This window comes from Nostoc sp., assembly GCF_036917195.1.
GTDB lineage: Bacteria > Cyanobacteriota > Cyanobacteriia > Cyanobacteriales > Nostocaceae > Nostoc.
Map to the genome: position 1 here is coordinate 102,787 of NZ_JBALDG010000075.1, position 18,192 is coordinate 120,978.

The 18,192-nt window shown below is 43.8% G+C and carries 18 protein-coding genes and 3 pseudogenes; 12 read left to right on the forward strand and 9 right to left on the reverse strand.

Features of this window, described 5'->3' with window-relative positions; genetic code table 11:
- Positions 1 to 23: 23 nt before the first annotated feature.
- From aepX to V7K40_RS25985, 5 genes are all read left to right on the forward strand, one after another.
- Positions 24 to 1,679 carry a phosphoenolpyruvate mutase gene (gene aepX / locus V7K40_RS25965; protein WP_334964840.1) on the forward strand — a complete coding sequence of 552 codons (1,656 nt, stop codon included), beginning with the start codon at positions 24 to 26 and terminating at the stop codon, positions 1,677 to 1,679.
- 217 nt (positions 1,680 to 1,896) lie between these two features.
- Complete coding sequence (locus tag V7K40_RS25970; RefSeq protein WP_334964842.1) at positions 1,897 to 2,571, forward strand: FCD domain-containing protein; 675 nt, start codon at positions 1,897 to 1,899, stop codon at positions 2,569 to 2,571.
- A gap of 93 nt (positions 2,572 to 2,664) precedes the next feature.
- Positions 2,665 to 2,904, forward strand: a complete 240-nt coding sequence (locus tag V7K40_RS25975) for a hypothetical protein (RefSeq protein ID WP_334964844.1) — start codon at positions 2,665 to 2,667, stop codon at positions 2,902 to 2,904.
- A gap of 251 nt (positions 2,905 to 3,155) precedes the next feature.
- Positions 3,156 to 4,322: a phosphonopyruvate decarboxylase gene (aepY, locus tag V7K40_RS25980; RefSeq protein WP_334964846.1), complete on the forward strand. Its 1,167-nt coding sequence runs from the start codon at positions 3,156 to 3,158 to the stop codon at positions 4,320 to 4,322.
- Positions 4,323 to 4,430: 108 nt separating this feature from the next.
- Positions 4,431 to 5,510 (forward strand): 2-aminoethylphosphonate aminotransferase, encoded by a 1,080-nt coding sequence (locus tag V7K40_RS25985; protein WP_334964848.1) that lies wholly within the window; start codon positions 4,431 to 4,433, stop codon positions 5,508 to 5,510.
- A gap of 246 nt (positions 5,511 to 5,756) precedes the next feature.
- Here V7K40_RS25985 and V7K40_RS25990 read toward each other — a convergent pair whose 3' ends face one another.
- Both V7K40_RS25990 and V7K40_RS25995 read right to left on the reverse strand, forming a co-directional pair.
- Positions 5,757 to 6,212 carry a cupin domain-containing protein gene (locus tag V7K40_RS25990; RefSeq protein WP_334964850.1) on the reverse strand — a complete coding sequence of 152 codons (456 nt, stop codon included), beginning with the start codon at positions 6,210 to 6,212 and terminating at the stop codon, positions 5,757 to 5,759.
- Positions 6,213 to 6,556: 344 nt separating this feature from the next.
- Complete coding sequence (locus V7K40_RS25995) at positions 6,557 to 7,336, reverse strand: isochorismatase family cysteine hydrolase (protein ID WP_334964852.1); 780 nt, start codon at positions 7,334 to 7,336, stop codon at positions 6,557 to 6,559.
- 81 nt (positions 7,337 to 7,417) lie between these two features.
- Between V7K40_RS25995 and V7K40_RS26000 the strand changes: the two are divergent.
- From V7K40_RS26000 to V7K40_RS26010, 3 genes and pseudogenes are all read left to right on the forward strand, one after another.
- A pseudogene (locus V7K40_RS26000) lies at positions 7,418 to 8,814 on the forward strand (amidohydrolase).
- Between the two features lie 105 nt (positions 8,815 to 8,919).
- Entirely contained in the window at positions 8,920 to 9,189 is a 270-nt protein-coding gene (locus V7K40_RS26005) for a hypothetical protein (RefSeq protein ID WP_334964855.1), read from the forward strand.
- Complete coding sequence (locus tag V7K40_RS26010) at positions 9,189 to 9,407, forward strand: hypothetical protein (protein WP_334964857.1); 219 nt, start codon at positions 9,189 to 9,191, stop codon at positions 9,405 to 9,407. The genes V7K40_RS26005 and V7K40_RS26010 overlap by 1 nt, the downstream gene beginning before the upstream one ends.
- A gap of 16 nt (positions 9,408 to 9,423) precedes the next feature.
- On the opposite strand, the gene V7K40_RS26015 is transcribed toward V7K40_RS26010, so the two are convergent.
- Together V7K40_RS26015 and V7K40_RS26020 are read right to left on the reverse strand one after the other, a co-directional pair.
- Positions 9,424 to 10,845, reverse strand: a complete 1,422-nt coding sequence (locus V7K40_RS26015; protein ID WP_334964858.1) for an amidase family protein — start codon at positions 10,843 to 10,845, stop codon at positions 9,424 to 9,426.
- Positions 10,838 to 11,257 (reverse strand): nuclear transport factor 2 family protein, encoded by a 420-nt coding sequence (locus V7K40_RS26020; RefSeq protein ID WP_334964860.1) that lies wholly within the window; start codon positions 11,255 to 11,257, stop codon positions 10,838 to 10,840. Before V7K40_RS26020 ends, V7K40_RS26015 begins: the two co-directional genes overlap by 8 nt.
- Before the next feature lie 240 nt (positions 11,258 to 11,497).
- On the opposite strand from V7K40_RS26020, the gene V7K40_RS26025 reads away from it, so the two are divergent.
- Complete coding sequence (locus V7K40_RS26025; protein WP_334964862.1) at positions 11,498 to 11,920, forward strand: hypothetical protein; 423 nt, start codon at positions 11,498 to 11,500, stop codon at positions 11,918 to 11,920.
- 325 nt (positions 11,921 to 12,245) lie between these two features.
- Here the strand turns inward: V7K40_RS26025 and V7K40_RS26030 are convergent.
- A pseudogene (locus V7K40_RS26030) lies at positions 12,246 to 12,704 on the reverse strand (protein kinase); the annotation flags it as partial.
- A gap of 5 nt (positions 12,705 to 12,709) precedes the next feature.
- Between V7K40_RS26030 and V7K40_RS26035 the strand changes: the two are divergent.
- Positions 12,710 to 12,889 (forward strand): annotated as a pseudogene (locus tag V7K40_RS26035) (Na+ dependent nucleoside transporter N-terminal domain-containing protein); the annotation flags it as partial.
- Positions 12,890 to 13,097: 208 nt separating this feature from the next.
- Here the strand turns inward: V7K40_RS26035 and V7K40_RS26040 are convergent.
- The 4 genes from V7K40_RS26040 to V7K40_RS26055 all read right to left on the reverse strand — a co-directional run bounded on the left by V7K40_RS26040 (position 13,098) and on the right by V7K40_RS26055 (position 17,046).
- Entirely contained in the window at positions 13,098 to 14,834 is a 1,737-nt protein-coding gene (locus V7K40_RS26040) for an ABC transporter ATP-binding protein (RefSeq protein ID WP_334964864.1), read from the reverse strand.
- 76 nt (positions 14,835 to 14,910) lie between these two features.
- Positions 14,911 to 15,135 (reverse strand): hypothetical protein, encoded by a 225-nt coding sequence (locus V7K40_RS26045; RefSeq protein ID WP_334964866.1) that lies wholly within the window; start codon positions 15,133 to 15,135, stop codon positions 14,911 to 14,913.
- A gap of 263 nt (positions 15,136 to 15,398) precedes the next feature.
- Complete coding sequence (locus V7K40_RS26050) at positions 15,399 to 16,670, reverse strand: lipid-A-disaccharide synthase-related protein (RefSeq protein ID WP_334964868.1); 1,272 nt, start codon at positions 16,668 to 16,670, stop codon at positions 15,399 to 15,401.
- A gap of 49 nt (positions 16,671 to 16,719) precedes the next feature.
- On the reverse strand, positions 16,720 to 17,046 hold the full coding sequence (locus V7K40_RS26055; protein WP_334964869.1) for a hypothetical protein: 327 nt from the start codon (positions 17,044 to 17,046) through the stop codon (positions 16,720 to 16,722).
- 144 nt (positions 17,047 to 17,190) lie between these two features.
- On the opposite strand from V7K40_RS26055, the gene V7K40_RS26060 reads away from it, so the two are divergent.
- Together V7K40_RS26060 and V7K40_RS26065 are read left to right on the forward strand one after the other, a co-directional pair.
- On the forward strand, positions 17,191 to 17,412 hold the full coding sequence (locus V7K40_RS26060) for a hypothetical protein (protein ID WP_334964871.1): 222 nt from the start codon (positions 17,191 to 17,193) through the stop codon (positions 17,410 to 17,412).
- A gap of 81 nt (positions 17,413 to 17,493) precedes the next feature.
- Positions 17,494 to 17,841 carry a hypothetical protein gene (locus tag V7K40_RS26065; RefSeq protein WP_334964873.1) on the forward strand — a complete coding sequence of 116 codons (348 nt, stop codon included), beginning with the start codon at positions 17,494 to 17,496 and terminating at the stop codon, positions 17,839 to 17,841.
- Positions 17,842 to 18,192 lie beyond the last annotated feature (351 nt).

Genomic DNA, 18,192 nt, shown 5'->3' on the forward strand with positions numbered 1-18,192 from the left:
ATAGGTTGAAAAAAGCAGAATAGATGCATCAAATATTTGCACCCACTGATACCGCTGCAAAATTAAATAAGTGTGCCCAACTGCGGGCCTTACTAGAATCGCCTCAACTTGACTTCATCATGGAAGCTCACAATGGGATTAGCGCCCGCATTGTGGAAGAGGCTGGATTTAAAGGAATTTGGGCCAGTGGACTCGCCCTTTCGGCTCAATATGGCGTTCGAGATAATAATGAGGCCAGTTGGACTCAAGTTGTGGAAATGCTAGAGTTCATGTCTGATGTCACCAGCATCCCCATTTTGTTAGATGGGGATACTGGTTATGGCAATTTTAATAATATGCGTCGCCTGGTTAAGAAGTTAGAACAGCGAGGTATTGCTGGAGTCTGTATTGAAGATAAGCTTTTTCCCAAAACCAATAGTTTCATCAATGGGAGTCGCCAAGCTTTGGCTGATATTGATGAATTCTCCGGCAAAATTAAGGCAGGTAAGGATAGTCAGACAGATCCAGATTTTTGCATCGTCGCCCGACTCGAAGCTTTGATTGCCGGGTGGGATCTTTCAGAGGCAATGCGCCGAGCTGAAGCTTACCACGCCGCCGGAGCCAACGCCATCCTGATTCACAGTAAATCATCGCGTCCTGATCAAGTGCTAGCCTTTGCTAAAGAGTGGGCGGGTCGTTCCCCGTTGGTAATTATACCAACTAAATATTACAGTACTCCCACTGATGTGTTTCGCAAAGCTGAAGTGAATTTGGTCATCTGGGCAAATCATCTGATTCGAGCTGCTGTTGCTAGTATGCAAGCGATCGCCCGCGAAGTGAAAGCCAGCGAAACTTTAATCAACATTGAAGATGAGATTGCACCTGTAAAAGAAATTTTCCGGCTACAGGGGGCGGATGAACTCCAAGAAGCTGAAAAACGCTACTTTAACAATGGACGCCACGATACCCAAGCGATCGTTCTGGCTGCTAGCCGAGGCCAAGAATTAGCAGGGTTGACGCAAGATAAACCGAAAGTGATGTTACCCCTTGGAGGTAAACCCCTACTCAGGTTGTTGGTGGACAAATTCAAGAAACTTGCCATCAACGATATTACCGTTGTCGCAGGTTACAAAGCAGAAACTATTAATGTTCCAGGGACTAAGGTCATCCGCAACCCAGATTATGAAACAACGGGAGAATTAGCATCCTTAGCCTGCGCTCAAACCAACTTCAGCGACGAGATGCTGGTGCTTTACGGCGATTTACTATTTAGAAGCTACATCCTGCGGGATTTATTAGAATGTCCTGGAGAAATTGTAGCTGTGGTTGATTCTGTGGCGAACAGCAAGTCTGTTAGCGGTTCACCTGACTACGCTTATTGCTCAATTCCAGACGACCTTTCTCTCTTTGGACAGGATGTAAACCTGTTGGACATTTCTAAAACAACACAAACGCAACTAGGAAAATATAGTGGCCGCTGGATTGGGATGCTGCGCTTGCGGAGTCAAGGTAGAGAGTGGGTGAGTGAAGCACTCAATGAGTTGCAGAAACGACCGGAATTCAACACTTTGGGTTTGCCAGAATTATGCAATTATTTAATCGAGCAAGGCAAACCGATTAAGGTGCTTTATATTCGTGGTAACTGGTTAGATGTTAATTCTTTAGATGATCTTGACCTTGCTTTTCAATTAAAGCAATAGGGAGTGGGGCATGGGGCATGGGGAATTGTGAGGTTGAAGTTTCGAGTTATGAAGCTCAAGTTTTGAGTTTTAAAGCTCAAATAATAATCTTTCCTCTCTAATTCCCATGCCCAATGCTCGTCCATCAGTGAGCATAAAACATGCGCGTTCAGGAAGTTTACTATTTGATTTTGATAGACTAAAAAATAATTAAGCTTCTAACCAAACCAGAATAATTATGGATGGTTTAATACAAGATAAGCTAACAAAGCTAGCCTATGGGCGCATATTGAAAAACTCACGAAAAAATATAATTTGGTCACAAGATAGGTTAGCTCAAGAGTGTTATACCTGTCGAAGGACTATAGTAGCAATTGAAACGGGAGAAACTCCTCCTAATCAAGCTCTTCGAGAGATATTTGCCAAAACTTTATCTAATCCTCTCCTTGAACACTTTCCACAGTATTCTATTGGACAATTTTGTCAGCGATTAAAAGTAAGATTTAAGTATGAAAAGGAAGCTATAGAATACTTTTTAAAACCTTTAAAAGCAAAAGATTTAATTAGCCTTCAAGAGGTTTATTTGTTATATAAACTAGCATCTAATGATAAAGATAATCAATTAATGATTGTTTTAGATGAGTATCTTCACACCCGTATTATGAATGCTCATCCTGAAGAATATGCAAGAAGGTTGGTAGAACGATATAGACAAGATTATATGGATTTTTTTAAAATTTGGATTCCCCAACTAAAATTTAATATGACAATTGGACAAAACGCGATCCACGTGGAAATTTTTCAAGCCATACTTGAGTTAAACCAAGAAAAATTAAGTAATGCTATTGATTCACACTTAAGCTATTCTCTTAATGATGTTGAGCAAATTATAAAATTACTTAAAAAAGAGTAATTTATTAGCTTTGAGTAGATTTAATTCTCATCTTAAATTTTTTAAACTTAAGTTGTTTATTATCGTAAAAAGATGAATTCAGTCGGAGTTATCATGAATAATCAAACTCAAAAACTATCGGAACAGTGGAATAATAAAATTCAAAAGTTTTTAATATTTCTACAAATTATTTTTTATTTAAGTGCAACAGGAAACAACTTATTGCAGATGCGAATTCATGCCAATCAGGATTCTAATGAAAATAGTCCCAAAAGTAGCAAGCCTCTCACCAGCCACCATGCAACGTTTGAGACTCTTGGTACGAAGGGTTACAAAAATAAAATTGCTCATTGACCCGGAAATCCCCAAAAAAACTTGTTTTTGCCGTGCTAACTGAACTCAAGGCTATAATGCAATACGGTTCAGTTAGAGCCAAAAACCTTAAACTGCGTAGGTTGGGTTTCGTTCCTCAACCGAACCTATGATTATCCTGAGGTTCATCGACGAAGCTTTGAGGTTGAGGTTTTGAGTTCTGAAGCCGAAGTAATATCTTTCATCCCATCTAAATCGTCTAAATAGCTGAAAATTGTTGTAAATTTTTAATTATGATTCAGGCAGAGGAATTTGTAGAAGCTGCGCGTAATCTTGGCTTTGGGTGGTACAGTGGTGTACCGTGTTCTTTTCTCACGCCTTTTATTAACTACGTCATCAATGACGTTCAACTTAGATATATCTCCGCAGCCAATGAGGGAGATGCTGTAGCGATCGCAGCTGGAGCAGCAATTGCTGGAAAACCAGCCGTAGTAATGATGCAAAACTCTGGTTTGGGAAATGCTGTTAACCCGCTAACCTCCCTCACTTATATCTTTCGGATTCCACTGCTGCTGATTTGTACCTTGCGAGGCGATCGCCTGTTGCAAGATGAACCACAACATCAATTAATGGGGCAAATCACAGATAAATTGCTGCAAACAATGACTATACCTTGGGAATTTTTTCCCACAAACGCAGCAGAAATAGAACCCGTTCTGCAAAGAGCCACAGCCTATATGCAACAAGAACGCTGTCCTTATGCTTTAATTATGCGTAAAGGAGCAATCGCCCCCCATGCACTCACCCGTTCTTCTATCCCCGAACGAAAAAATAGTAGTAGCGTTCATATTCAGCAAAGCTTTTTTCGGGATCACAAAGAACAACGCGTTTCTCGCAGCGAAGCATTGGCTCGGATTGTGGAACTCATTGACGCAAAAAACACTGTAGTAATTGCCACCACCGGATACACGGGACGGGAACTCTTCGCCAGTAAAGACAGCGCCAATCATCTTTATATGGTCGGGTCGATGGGCTGTGCTTCCTCAATGGGATTGGGACTATCCTTAGCACGTCCAGACCTGAAGGTAGTAGTGATTGATGGCGATGGAGCAGCACTGATGCGAATGGGAAATTTTGCGACTATTGGCACTTATGGCGGTGCTAACTTAATCCATATTCTCTTAGATAATGAAGTCCATGATTCCACAGGCGCACAAGCTACCGTCTCTGCGGGTATCTCCTTTGCCAAGATTGCCGAAGGGTGCGGTTACGGCGTTACATTAGCTGGAGACGACCCCGCGCTTTTAGATGCCTTATTTACCGCAAATGCCAACACTAGACCGAAATTCGCGCATCTGAAAATCCGTCCAGGAACTTTAGAAAAGCTACCCCGACCCAACCTCACCCCGGAAGCAGTTTTGCAACGCTTTATGAAACATATTGGTTCCGACTGGCAATAAAATTCTAACTGTACAGACGCGATTAATTGCGTCTCTCCTAACAGACGCGATTAATCGCGTCTCTACTGCTAACTCCTGTACAGACGCGATTAATCGCGTATCTTTGTAATGATTTTATTAAATCCCGGCCCCGTCAATTTGAGCGATCGCGTCAGAAATGCCCTGTTGCGTCCCGATTTGTGTCATCGTGAAGTGGAATTTTCCCAACTTCAAAGTAGAATCCGCGAACAATTACTTCAAGTTTATGGTCTTGAAAGCGATCGCTGGGCAGCAGTTCTCCTCACAGGTTCTGGTACCGCAGCGATGGAAGCGATGATCAGCAGTCTAGTCCCCAAAGACGGGAAATTGCTGGTGATTGAAAACGGTGTGTATGGCGAACGACTATCCAAAATCGCCAAAATCCACAGCATTAATTACATAACACTTTCCCATCCTTGGGATGCCGAAATAGATATCAACGGTTTAGTCAAACTTTTAGATGAAAACGCCGATATCACCCATCTTGCTGTCGTCCATCACGAAACTACTACCGGTCGCCTAAATAATTTGGTGGAACTTGCGCTAATTTGTCAAGAACGCCGTATTCAATTACTAGTCGATGGAGTCAGCAGTTTTGGTGCCGAGGAACTGAATTTTGCAGATTGGGGAATCACCGCTTGCGCTGCAACAGCCAATAAATGTCTGCATGGCGTCCCCGGAACCTCCTTTGTTATCCTGCGACGGGATGCACTGCCGTCAGTAGCCACAATTCCCCGCACCTTATATTTAGATTTAGGAACCTATTGCCAGCAGCAGGATCGAGGCGGCACACCTTTTACGCAATCAGTACAGACATTTTATGCCTTAACAGAAGCTTTGCAAGAAATGGCAGAAGCAGGGGGTTGGAGTGCCAGACACAGCCATTACAACCAACTTGCTAGCTTAGTTAGAAACGGGTTAGCCTCAATCGGAATTAAACCCCTACTTCCTGTTGGCAGTTCATCCGTTGTCTTGAATGCCTACTACTTGCCAGATGGTTTCAGCTATGAGGAATTTCACGACAAACTGAAAGCAGAAGACTATATAATTTATTCTGGACAGGGAAATTTAGCTCAATCTATTTTCCGAGTCTCGACAATGGGAGCTATTACCTCCGCTGACATGGAACGCTTTGTTATTGTTGTTAAACAAATTATTAATAATTCATAATATCCTCTCGTTCCCATGCTCTGCATGGGAATGGCTGATTAGAGGCTGCTGCCTCCAATTAGACATGGAGTCAGCAGCCAAAATACGATGTATTCCCATGTTCCACATGGGAACGAGGAATAATGAAGAATAGGAGGAATAAGCGTTTTTTTTCCCCTGCTTAAGAACTGCTTGCCTGGACAGATAAATTTCTTAATCAAGCAGTATTGGGGGTAGGGTGTAATGATTTATGAAATCCGAATTATTTTAACAGGGCATCAAAGCATCTAATCTCCCCAGTACTGCCATATCTTCTGCATCTAACTCCGTCGGAATACCACTGCGAATCAATTCCGAAAAGTTTTCATTGGGAACCATAACAGTCAACGTGTACAAGCGAGTAGAACCAGTATTTTTAATCAAATGAGTCCCAGTGGGAGGCACCAATAAACTATCTCCAGTTTTGATCGTGGTACTCTTACCATCACATATGGCGATCGCTTCCCCTTTGATAACGAAAAACATTTCTACCGCCCACTGATGGCGATTTGGTGGTGTTTGTCCACCAACATCAAAAATTTCAATGCAGCAAGTCAAGGAAGTATTAGCATTTGTCGAATCGAAGATAATTGCTAATCGATTAGAGTCGTTGGGACTAATACGATATACTTGGTAATCTTTGGTAGATTTGATAACCGGAATTACACAACGAGTAGCATTCATTTATTTATCCCCTCGGAAGTGATTGTTGGGTATGAAAATTCCTAAAATCCAAGTCCTGAATATTGAGTTGTTAGTTGTATGTCTAAATCACCCAATTTTAGATTTTAGATTTCAAATTTTGGATTTTGGGATCAAATAATTCAAAAGCGTTCGACTAAGCGCTCACGCCGTACCACTTCGTGGAAGCAAGCTACGCGTAGCGTTCCGCAGGAAAGTCCAAAATTTAAAAAAGTTTGAGATCAAGTGAATTTAAACGCAAGAACAAATCTAATATCTCAAATTATTGAGCAAATAAAGAGCATTCATGCATGGAATCAATCTCAAATCTAAAATCTCAAATCGAATTACTCCTCACTCTTTTTGAGCGCTGTTAAAATTGCTTGCGAGTCAGTGACAAAACCGAAGCATTGTTTGACATTGTACAATGTCGCCAGCCAACAATATTCAGGAGAAGTAGTAGCGGTACAGTCTTTAACTAACACACAGTCATATCCTAAGAAGTTGGCATCACATAAGGTCACTAGCACACATTGATCAGCATTAACACCAGCTAAAAATAGTGTTGTCCTTCCCAGATTCCGCAAGATACTATCTAACGGCGTATCCCAAAAACCACTCATGCGGTATTTATCCACACGAATATCTTCCGGAATCTGTTCTAGTTCGTCTACAATTGCCGCTGCCCAACTACCTGCCATGAGTACTCTAGCACCATTGCTTGGCAATGGATCGCCCAATCCCACACCTCCCCCTGTGGGATTATAGACGTGACGCAAACCAGCACTAATATTGAGCAAGTCGGGACGATTCCCCCAATTTACCCAAATGACTGGAACACCAGCCTCACGGAGTTCTGGAAGTAAGTTGTTTAAAGGTTCAATAGGCTGACGCGCTGGAGTTACATCCACACCAATATGTGCTAACCAGCCATCAGGGTGACAGAAGTCGTTTTGCATATCAATGATGAGTATAGCAGCTTTTGCCAAGTCTAAGTGCAGGGTTTTAGTATCTGTAGATAAAATAACGGGTTGTGGGGTCTTTTGAAGACGAGTGATATCTGCGATCGCATCATTTACTGTCCACGCATTTGGTGGAACTCCCAATGTCCGAAAAGGCAAATTCATAAGATTGCAATAGACAACACCATTTTCTATTTTGTAGCTTGAAATTCAGTTGAAAATACAATTACTTAATTAAGGTTAAATATGGTAAATTTCACCATCCATAATGTTTTGATTGCCGTCAGTGATGATTATGCAACGGTAGATGTACAGGTTGTAGATGATAAAATCGCTGCCATTGCCCCCAATCTACAAGTAATCGGCACTGCCATAGATGGCAAAAATAAGCTGCTGCTTCCTGGCTTCTTCAACGCCCACACCCACTCATCAGAGATATGGCAATGAGGAATCATGTCAGTTTTGCCTTTAGAATTATGGTTAGCAGAACTGTATGATTTTACGCCCCTCGATCCCGAACAGGTTTATCTGAACGCCTTGGGTACTGCCGTGGAAACCTTACTTTCCAGCGAGACGAGTGTGGTAGATCATCTGGTGTTAATTCCCGGACTTGAGTTAGAAACGATCGCCATTGCAACTCGCACTTATAGAGAAGTTGGAATTCGTGCTTTTATCGCCCCCTTAATTCACGATGAATCCCTCAGCGCAGGTATACCGGGGAATCAGCAAAAACTCATGAACCTTATTTTCGCTCAACTACTGCAACATTGGAAATTATTGAAGAGGCGGTGAGACAGTTTCATCGCCCAGATGAGGGTGTGAGTATTTTAGTTGCACTAACAGGGATACAATTGTGTACTGATGCTTTATTTGCGGGATGTATCGAGTTAAGCGATCGCTATAATCTTTGTCGTCACTCCCATTTACTGGAAACCAGGGCACAGGAAAAAATCGCTCAACAAAAGTACGGTTGTACTGCTGTGGAACATTTGAAAAGAATCGGATATTTGAGCGATCGGACAACTCTAGCCCATTGCGTCTGGTTAAATAATGCTGATATCGCTATTTTGGTTGAAACTGAATCTACAGTTGTTCATAATCCCTTAAGTAATCTGCGTTTAGGCAGTGGCATCGCCCCAATTTTAAAATACCGCCAAGCTGGGGTAAATGTAACTTTTGGTTGCGATGGTGCTTCGAGTAATGACTCCCAAGATTTGCTAGAAGCTATCAAAATTGGTTCTATCTTACATAATGTCACAGACTCAGATTATCAGCATTGGATTACGCCCAGACAAGCTGTAGAAATGGCATCTTTAGGAGGCGCAAAAGGATTGAATCTTGCAGATAATCTCGGTTCTCTCACTGTGGGAAAACAAGCATATTTAGTACTTTATGACCTCACCAATTTATCATTACTTCCGCGTACAGATCCCATTGGTTTGTTAGTTTTAGGGCGTCCTAGTAATGTTGTTGATAGTGCTTGGGTGAATGGCAAGTAAATTATTACTGATGGTAAAGTGACAACAATTAACGTTGATGAATTGCGGCAAGAATTATTTAACCGCAGTCAATGGGAGACAAAGCGCAAGTCTCAAACTGTGGCACAAATTGAAGCACATTATCGCACAGTCATGGGGTTGTGAAACACGAATAAATACGGTTTAAGCTACTATAAAGACTTCTCGGCTGTAGTTTCGGTTTACAATGATGATAGGAGTATACTAACTTGAAGAAAGAAAATTGCCTGTATGCCTCACCCCAAACTCAATGGCGAAGAAATTACCCGACGTGGCAAAGAACTCTATGAGAAGAGTATCCGTCCTCAAGTGGAGACGGCAGAGAATATTGGCAAAATTATCTCAATTAATGTTGAGACGGGTGAATATGAAATCGGTGATGATTTAGTAGTAACTAGTCACCGATTACAAGCTAAACAGGCTGATGCAGCAATTTGGGCAGAACGAATCGAATTTAATGCAGTCTATGCCGTTGGTGGTACATTGATCAGGACGGTATAGTGATTCACGGAACTGTAGTTGGGCTTCAAGCTCACATGGGTGTAATTCTTTGTCTCTCAGAACTTTCAAACATAGAAATTAAGTGTGTTATTGATACAGGCTTTGAAGGTTTATTGACCTTACCCTCTGCCGTGACTAATCAACTTGGGTTGCCCTATATTGCCCGAATCGACGCAAATCTTGCTGATAATTCTAATGTTGTAGTTAACTTACCATAAATTCTTAGCATCACGCTTAGGCGAAAAGTGGACGCGGTGCTTTCGGCAAAACCTGTTCGACAACCCGCCCCACACGCAACAAATGCCTGTCGCTGCCACGAGGTCCTAAAAGCTCCAAGCCTACTGGCAGCCCGCTGCAGCCGATTCCCGCTGATAGCACTAGGGCAGGCATACCCGCGCCAGCTGCGGGGTCCTCGTTGCGAGCGAGCGCTTTGATTACCTCTATCGAAGTTCCATTTAGATCGACGGATTCCGCCCCAATTGTCGGCGCAGTGATAGGACACGCCGGATAGAACAGTGCATCCACACCACTAAACTCGAATATGCTGGAGAACAGCCCCTGCAATGCAGGCCTATGAATCGTGAGAGCCTGTTGATACTGTTCCTTAGTCGGCGGATGAGTCTGAAACATCTGATAAAAAGTCGCAACATCCTTGCTCCGAATACCGTCAATCACATCCTCAAAGCTGACGCTTGGCTGCAGGTGGGAAAGGTAGGAACGAAGATCCTGCACAGCCTCAAACATCATGATCGGCTCGATCTGCGTCATTAAATCTTCTAGACCAGTCAGTTCCACGTCGATAAAGACATGACCCGCATCCCGAAGTAGAGCCAGTGCGGACTCTGCGGCAGTGCGGACTGGCTCTTCGAGATTCTCCCAGAAATGTTTCTTAGGAAGACCGAACTTCAGCGGACCAGACCCAAGCACCGAGACCGTATCACCAGACATCAAACCGTCAAGAATCTGGATATCTGTAACCGTTCGAGCCAGCGGTGCCACTGTGTCGCGAGTGTGGCTTATTGGGACTATGCCTTTTTGCGCGTACCTTCCAGCAGTCGGCCGAAAACCTACAATCCCGCAGAGTGAAGCAGGAATTCGAGCTGATCCTACTGTGTCTGTTCCCAAGCCGACTGGCGCTACCCTGGCCGCGATACCCGCAGCCGTTCCTCCACTACTGCCACCCGGGATACGCGTGAGGTCGTAAGGATTCCGAACGGCTCCAAACTCGCGGTTGTCTGAAGTAGCACCCATCGCCAATTCATGCATGTTCGTCTTTCCGAACACGAGTGCATCTTCCTGGAGCAGCAGCGCAAGGGCAGGCGCATTGTCTGATGGCCTGTTCGAGCGCAGCCCTGAAGTGCCCGCAGAGGCTGGGAACCCAGCAGTCTCTATGTTGTCTTTAATGAGAAGCGGAATACCGGCCAGCAGACCGAGCGTCTGACCAGCAAGGCGCCTCCGATCCAGTGCGCGGGCGGCCTCCAGAAGTGAGGTTTGGTCTACGGATATAAAGATATTAAGTTCGCCTGCACTCACCGCCTGTTCAAACAACCGGGACACATAGTGTTCCGCAGTCATGTCGCCGTTGCGGATTGCAAGGGCACTTTCAGCCGCAGACAGTTCGTACAGGGTCATGTCGAATGCTGTTGAATCACCCATTGTGTTCTTCACTAGGAGGCACGCGCATTATTACCTCGTCATATTTAGGAAGGTCGAAGAACGCCATTACTTCAATGGCTTTCCCATCCTGCATGCGGAAGAACCAGGCGTACTCGTTGTGGTACGGCTGGCCATCGTTGGCCACTGCATCGCCGTCCCAACGAACGATGACCATATCGCCTTGAGCCCAGATGCCGTGGACTGAGGGTTGTAGCGGCGATGAGAATCGCGCCGCCATCGGTTTCACCATTCGCTCGATGTACTCCTGCCTGCTATGAGTGGTGATGCCCGACAGCCCTGAGCCCTGAGTTTTCCAAACCGCCTTCTCGTCGAGAAGCTGAAAGAAGTCCTTCCCTCCAGCAGCCCAGTCCGCAAAGGCTCCTGCGACAATCTCTCTATTCGTTGATCCCATTGATCGCTCCTAGCTCGATCCCTTCCGCTTGCAAAGCATAGCATGTTGTTCTATTAAAACATCCATTCCCAAGGTAGTTTTTAGATGTCTCAAGTCTAGTTCACTGGACTTTAGACTAAAGAAGAGCGATCGCGTTTGTAGTCGCTGTGCAAAAAATAAAGGGATGGCTGTAAAAACAAGTACCTCAGTAATAAAAGATAAAAAAAGCACAACCAATTTTCATCTACGCTATGGATGTTTTTGCTCAAACTTTGGGAATTCCGTCAAGCAGCATACAAATGTTTATGTCGGGCTAAAGATGCAACATTTGAACTAATGGATGCAATATTTTTGACACGCAATGCATACAGTTTGGCAATCCTATTGGTCGAGAGGTTGCTTGAGGACGGCTCACCACGAGTTTTAAAACCAATGTGGTTGGCTTTTGTGGGTGAAGAAATGCCACCTTTATCTGAACTGTGGAAACTGTACTTACGACGCTTCGCTGTTGATCACTGGTATCGCTTCCTAAAACAAAGATTACATTGGACGCTACCAAAGCTCTCTACTCCCCAACGATGCGACCGATGGAGTGACTTAATGCCACTCATAACTTGGGAGCTATGGCTGGCTCGTGATATTGTCAATTGCCTTTCCGCTTCCGTGGCAGAAGCAGATAAGTAAATTCACCCCTGGACGGGTTGCACAAGCCATGCCTGGAATTTTGGTCAGAGTTTCTACTCCATCCATTCCTCCAAAACCACGTTCGCGTAGCGTCTCGTTAGAGAGGTAAATCTCCTGGTTGGGAGACCGGACAGCCCCGGCACCGTAGAATTCGCTATCCAGTAGTTAAAAAGTGTACTATTAATTCACGTAAAGCAGTACAGAAAACAGCTTGAACTCTGATTTTTTAATTTTTTGGTTTTGGTTTTTCTCAACTCAGCTTCCCTGAGTCATTTTGTGCTTCTTAGTCTAAAGTCCAGTGAATAAGCCCATGAAATTATGACTACGTTCCTTCTAGGATATTTGGATTAGTCAGAGTTTGCCTTTCTCTAGAAAGTAAGGAGGCGATACTAAAATCGATCAGTCTTATGTCTTTTGTAGTGGGGTTAATCAAAATGTTGGCAGGTTTGATGTCTTTGTGAATCACTCGGTTGTGATACAGTCCATCAAGAATGGAGACAATTTGCAAAGCAATGTGAAAAAATGCTTGCAACCCATCAGCATTTTCTCCCATCTCTTTGTCCCATTTCCCCATATCTTCTTGGAGAGAAATGCCGCCCAAATCTTCCATGACTAAGGCATAGCTGTTTTGATAGTTCTCCAGGCTATAGGTTTTGATAATCCCATCAATATCTAAGTTTTTAGTAATGGTGTACTGATTGCGGAACCACACGATTTCATAAAATGTAGGATATTCACGCCGCAACAGTTTAATCACTACTGGCATTTTGTCTGATTCTCTAATCTGCGTTGGGAATTTTAGTTTTTATCGGTATATCCTACACCTTCTCTGTTAATCGTCGTCCAGTGTGTTGGCGAGTGGCGTGGGGTTTGGGATTAGAGTTTGCATTGGCGCGAGTGATTCTTAAAACTCCTTGGGGTTTGAATGTGTTTAAATCTCTAGGAAATATTGTCAGCCAATTTTTAGCATGACCGAAAAAGACTCATGATACAAGCCCCTAAATTTATTTATGGAGAAGAAAAAAATGTATGTAGTGACGCGTTGCGCCAGAAATACGGCGTCCGTTTACTTGCCCCTAAATTTATTTATGGGGATTAAAAATGTTTGACTTTTGACTTTTGACTTTTGACTTCCCCGTTCGCGTAGCGTCCCGTAGGGAAGGGGCTTAACAATGCCCTACTCATCTGTAGAGTAGAACTGTTGGGCGTAAAAACGGGCATACCGTCCTTCCTGAGATAGTAGGGAGGCGTGGGTACCAGCTTCAACCACCTGTCCTTGTTCTAGTACGAGAATGCAGTCAGCACGACGAACGCTGCTCAAGCGATGGGCAATAATAAACACGGTACGGTTTTGCATGACTCGCTCCAGCGCCTCTTGAACTAGTGCTTCTGATTCCGAATCCAAAGCAGAGGTGGCCTCATCCAGGATGAGAATTCGCGGATCGTTGGCGATCGCTCTGGCGATCGCTAATCTTTGGCGTTGTCCTCCTGATAGGTTAACTCCCCGTTCGCCTACCCAGGTATGATAACCCTGAGAAAACTGGGTGATAAAGGAGTGAGCGTTGGCAATCTTTGCTGCTTCCTGAATCGCTACTAAATCTAATTTTTCCTGACCGTAACCGATATTTTCGGCGATCGTTCCCGAAAAAAGGGTAATGTCTTGGGGAACAATCCCAATTTGACGGCGCAGGCTGGTGAGTGTAACGTCACGGATATCTATATTATCAATCAGAATTTGACCCGCCTGAGGATCATAAAAGCGAAGTAAAAGGTTAATTAACGTCGATTTTCCTGCTCCAGAAGAACCAACCAAAGCCATCACATCACCCGGAGAAGCGTGCAGGCAAAGATGCTTTAGCACTGGCTCGTCGGGATTGTAGGCGAAATTGACATGACGATACTCTACCTTGCCAATAACTCGTGGCATTTCCTGAGCATTCGATTTTTCGCTGAGACTAGGCTGCTTCGCCATCAGTTCAAAGATGCGTTCCACGGAAGCTTCGGTCTGTTTGTACTCGTTGTAATTGCTAATCATTAGGTCGATTGGCTGAATCAGTAAAGCCACAGCAGCTAAGAAACTGATAAACCCTTGAGCTGTCAGTTGATGCTGAGAAATCTGCCATCCTCCCAATAAAAATAGCAGCATAATACTAACTGCTTCCAAAAAACCGACAACGGGAAACTGAATGGATTTGAGTTGTTGAGTGCGATACTGAGCCTGACGATTGTGTTCTGCTTCTTGATTGAATCGCTTCACTTCATACTCTTGTGCCGCAAATGCCTGAACAACGCGAATCCCGCTAAATACTTCAGTTAGCAGCGCAGACAAATTGGAAACCTGATTTTGACTCTGGCGAGATAGCACGAGTAATCGCTGACCAAATTCTCCGATCAACCAAGCCATGAGGGGAGCCAAAATCAAACCTGCAAGCGTGAGCGGCCAATTCAGGTAGAGCATGTAAATGGGAATTACAATTAACTGCAACAAATTGGAAAGAAACTGATGGGATAACTTATCAATAATCTCGCCTACCCGGTCGATATCTTCAGTTAGGCGATAAGTGAGGTCTCCCGTTTGTGTGGTTTCAAAGTAATCCAATCCGAGTTTGTGCAGGTGAGCGTAAACTCGCTTACGCAAGTTTAAAGCCATTTCCAGAGCAGCAGCGATCATAAAAACATTTTGCCCGTATTGACAAAGGCCTCGAACCAAAAATACTAAAGTGGCTAGTCCGAGCCAGTAGGCAATCTGGTTAACATTTCCTTGGCCAAGAAAAAAAGCGACCTTACCTGCTAAATAGGGCACTGCTAGGGTGAATAACACAAATCCTAAAATACAAGCTAATCCCCGAATTAACAGCGGCCATTGGGGCCACAGATAAGGCAACAGTTGCCAGTAGCTAGAGCGCACTTTCATAGTTCAATTCTGTATGGTTATATTCTGCCAGCGCCGCAAAGTATCCCTTCCATGATTTATCCAACAATCTCAAAATTTATTGTGCAATCTTGGCAGCTAAACTTTTGTCCTCTTGAATTGGCTGCATTAACTTGTCTATCTGATTGGAAGATGGCACTATGACCATAGATAAAGGATTGCCGAATGCAATAATTAGTAGCTTTCCACACATAACATCTTTTTGCTCCCATGCCGGATGATTTTTTTTACAGCTATTTTCAGCTAAATAAACCACATCTTCTTGGGCATAGAAAAAGCTCATTGGTGTCTACTTAACGTATAAGTTAGGTAAGAGAAAGCGTTTTAGGGTTGCCCTCATCCCCTAACCCCTTCTCCCAACATGGGATTCGGGGAACTGGAGAATTTGCTCCCCTCTCCCAATATTGGGAGAGGGGCTGGGGGTGAGGGCAAAACTCATACACTCAGCAGATTTTACGTTAAGTTGACACGCATGAGCATTGCTGTGCCCCTACGACAGATGTGGTTTAAATACATGAAAACTGCGGTAATAACTCGCTGTTTTACCTACATTCTCTTATCCTTACCTTCATTATTGAAATTTGGCAGCAACGGTAATTTCTCCTCAGTTTCTCCTAGATAGGTTAGCAGAAGGCGGGCAATTCTCTCAGATGCACCGGGCGGGCCAAATCGCTCTGGGCCATTTTCTTTGCACTTAGCGAGATAGTCTGAATCTTGTAAAGTCTCAACTACTCGTTGAGCCGCTTGCTTGAGAATCTCAGAGGTTGCTGGCTTAGTGCCGATGGTTTGGGCAGAAATGCCCAACAGCCGTGTTTGCGCCTCTGCAAATTGATAGGTAAATTGAGGGCCCTCTCCGGGAATCTGGATGATAGGTTTCCCGATCGCTACAGCTAGATCCACTGCCAACCCTGCCATGCCAATGACGAGGGTAGAGTAACATAGGATGTCACTGAAGGCATCTGAATAACATCTCACTTCCACAATCGGTGATTCCTCAGCAGAACTTTCTGGAGGCGAATAAGTGAGTATGCCTTGAGTCAACTGCCAACCTTGACTTTTGGCAATGTCGTCTAGTTGCTCCATTAAATCTGGTATTAAGGCTGCACGAAACTGTAATCCTGACTCAGGCATCACCTTGGCGATTTCTACCACCAGTTGCAACTGCAAACAGAAATTTCGCGCCGCTTCAGGCATCCGTGACCCTGGCAAAAGAGCGATCGCTGGAACGTTTGCTTTCAGGTGCAAGTCTTTGCCAGCAGGGACGAGCCAATCTAAAGCCGGAATGCCACCAAACTGACCTTTACTTAAACCTTGCCGTTGAAGGTCATCAGCCGTATAGGAATCTCTGGTGAAAACTGCCAGACATCTAGAAGAATTAAGGTCATGCCACAGAAGCGGATTGAGTCGTAACCGCCCTTCGTAGAGGGCAGAAAGACAAGAGATAAAGGAGACGTAGGGGCGCTTTGTTAAGTAAGCAAATGTCTGAGAGACAAAATCCCCAGTAGCCATAATCAAATCGCAATTGGGAGCATAATCCAACACCGCTTGTAACTGTCGCCATGTTAACCCAATCAATCCCGATTGAAAATCTTTGAGCAAATAGAGGCGCTTCATATAGAAGAATCCTCCAGAGGGCATCGTTTGCGTCGGGCCAATAATGGGAATGTTCAAGTTGCGGTAAGCTTTTCCTTCCCCGACAATCGGCATTGCTGCCATCTCAAGAGAAGGACACAATTGGCGCAGGGTTTGAATAACATGAGAGGTATGGTTGTCCTCTCCGTGGCCGTTACTGATAAATAAGATTCGCTTAGAAGGCATCTTGGTATTTGGATAGCAAAAGGGAAAAAACAGCGAATTTTATCTTATTTTATGGCTCCGGTAGCATTATTGATGCGTGTACTTTGGGTTGATTGTGGGCAAGTTGGGAATGATTAGCGATTGCTCCCATCGTTTGGAGATGAACGAGGATTAAAGACTCGTTCACGAGTATCAAAGGTGGATCAACGAGGATTAAAGACTCGTTCACGAGTATCAAAGGTGGATCAACGAGGATTAAAGACTCGTTCACGAGTATTAAAGGTGGATCAACGAGGATTAAAGACTCGTTCACGAGTATTAAAGGTGGATCAACGAGGATTAAAGACTCGTTAATGAGTATCAAAGGTGGATCAACGAGGATTAAAGACTCGTTCACGAGTATTAAAGGTGGATCAAGGAGGATTAAAGGTGGATAAATTAGCTATATTCAGCCTAAAGGTGGAAGATATTGCCCTAAAATTTATGTTTTGTATGACCCGCAAAATCTTAGATTAACTTTAAATCTATTTAACTTTTTAGTATGCCAGATGCAAAAAAGCCCCAAAACCAGCTGGCTAATGAGAAGCTGCTGCACCGCCAAGTTAGTAAAAAAGCAAATTATTCGCCAGTAGCCAGGAAAGAAGAGGAAATGGTGCTTCAGTTGGCTGATGACACTATCCAAACTTGCAGTGCAACTTGCGATCGCATTCTGGGACTGACCGCAGAACAGCTTGTGGGGCAAAATTTGCTTAATCCCAGGTAGCATTTTATTTATGAAGATGGCTCTCCTTTCGGAGGTGAAACTTACTCTGCGATCATTACCCAGAATACAGGTAAACCTTGCTTGAATGTGGTGTGTGGCTTTTATCAGCCAAATGGTGAGCAAAGAGGGCTATTGTTAGTCTTCACAACCTCTGTTCCAAGCTCGATGAACTACTCCCGACGCGATCGTGACAACTTTTTCGGAATCTATTGGCGCAGCTTGAGAAAAACTGTAGCTGTGCTGAAGATACTCAACAAGTTGATACAGATGAATTTCAGGCACTATAGGATACTCTACATTTATCATCTAATTGAGCAGCGAAATTCTAATGTTAATTACGAAATTGCTCAAGGTTGGGGCTACAAGACCAGTAGAAATCCAGGCAATGGCAAAGGAGTTATAGTTATGAGCAAAATTGATGCAGATTAGACATCTTCCGAAAATCCTAGTTTATCTGTGGGTTCATTTTCATAAAATTGTCTTTTGCGAAAAAATAATTCCTAGCCAAAAATCTTGGCGCAATCATGCTCGAAAATTTTGATTGCGATCGCTAATTTCCGGTCTAGCATTTGAAAATTGCCCATCAGGGACAACTATCTAAAGAGTGAAAGTTTTTCCTTGGAATCCAGCCCTTAGTTAGTTGTATAATTTTTATCAAAGATGTAGTGATACAGCATATCGCCAAGAAAAATTTTATTTCTTTAATCTTGCTAAAGATCATGATACATTAGGCTTGACGGCATTAACCCTCCTAGGCAATCATAAGGAGACGGCTATTAA